This window comes from Pseudomonadales bacterium (assembly GCA_013215025.1).
Lineage (GTDB): Bacteria > Pseudomonadota > Gammaproteobacteria > Pseudomonadales > DT-91 > DT-91.
Map to the genome: position 1 here is coordinate 1 of JABSRR010000345.1, position 1,590 is coordinate 1,590.

Here is a 1,590-nt window from a genome sequence, read left to right on the forward strand (position 1 = left end):
TAAGAAAGGTTTACGAGACATAAAGGTTAGGTTAGGTAACTAAAAGTGTCTTAGGGGTTGTAATTTAATATAAACTGTGTAGTGGATATACAACCACTATTTAATGCAATAATATTGCATATATCAAATAATAAGATTTGGCAAGATATATCAATCTTTATTTTAATCGATTAAAGGGCATCTCTAAAAACTCAGTGGTTTTATTATTGTTAATAACTGATAAGTATTTAATTTAGAGGACAGTCAATTATCACTATCAGATGTCTCGTAATCGCCCAGCACCACGTACACTTTTTGACGAACAAAATGTTTTAGAAAAGCTCAGTCGTCTCAACGATCCATTGGAGAAACTCTCGAATCTCATTGATTTTGAGATTTTCCGTCCAAAACTAGATGTTCTGCTCAAAAAGGAACCAAAAGGTAAAGGAGGTCGTCCTCCCTATGACTATGTATTGATGTTCAAAGTGGTGATTTTGCAACGCTATTATAACCTCTCAGATGATCATATGGAATTCCAGATATTAGACCGTATGAGCTTTAAACGTTTTCTGGGTGTGGATTTAGCTCATGATATTCCCGATAGTAAGACCATCTGGTTATTTAAAGAACGTCTGGGTAAAAAGGATGGTGTAAAAATGCTTTTTGACCATTTCAATACCCTCATTGAATCACAAGGCCTTATTGCTCACGAAGGTAAAATGATTGATGCTTCATTTGTGGAGGTACCCCGTCAACGCAATAGCAGAGCAGAAAACACCCAAATCAAATCAGGAGAGAAAGTTGAGGAATGGGAAAACAATCCACACAAAAAGCGTCAGAAAGATGTAGATGCTAGGTGGACCAAGAAAAACGGTGATACATTTTATGGTTATAAAGATCATGTCAAGTCAGACACTCAGAGTAAAATCATTACCGATTATCAAGTGGGGCCTGCATCCGAGCATGATTCTAAACGCATGAAAGGATTACTCAGTGATGCGGATCGAAAACAGCCATGTTACGCTGATTCTGCTTATACAGGGGAGACCATTGAAAAGGCACTCGAAGACAAAGAGATGGATAATCAAATCTGTGAAAAAGGAACACGCAATCATCCCCTAACTCAAGATCAGAAGTCTTCTAACAGAGTCAAATCTAAGACGCGTGCACGTGTAGAGCATATCTTCGGATTTATTGAAAACAGCATGGGAGGGTCAACCATACGTACCATTGGAATATCAAGGGCTAAAACTCAGATTGGATTAATGAATCTGACTTATAATCTATTCAGAGTTGTGCAGTTATATAAAATACAAGGGAGAAGTGTGCCTAATTGGGGGTGAATCAGGAGAAAGTCTCCTGAAAAGCGGCAAAAGCAGCAAAATTGAAAGAGTCTGAATCAATTTTGGATGAATCTTAAGTCTCAAGATTAATAATTTACTTTTTAAATAACTGCTTTATTGGCAGATATCAAGTATATAGAGGTGCCCTAAAGTATAGATCAATTGTTTCACGTCTCGATAACTGAGAAGGGGCAATTCTTCCTTATTGTTGATTTTGAGATCAGTGACGAAGAGTATAGCCAGCATTGTCACGGCTTGAAAGTGATAC

Annotated in this window: 1 protein-coding gene; it reads left to right on the forward strand. The window is 37.2% G+C overall.

Going from position 1 to position 1,590, the window contains the following annotated elements; genetic code table 11:
* Positions 1-260: 260 nt before the first annotated feature.
* The gene (locus HRU21_13525) at positions 261-1,322 is read left to right on the forward strand and encodes an IS5 family transposase (GenBank protein NRA43302.1); all 1,062 of its coding nucleotides are present in this window, start codon (positions 261-263) and stop codon (positions 1,320-1,322) included.
* The last annotated feature ends 268 nt before the right edge of the window (positions 1,323-1,590 follow it).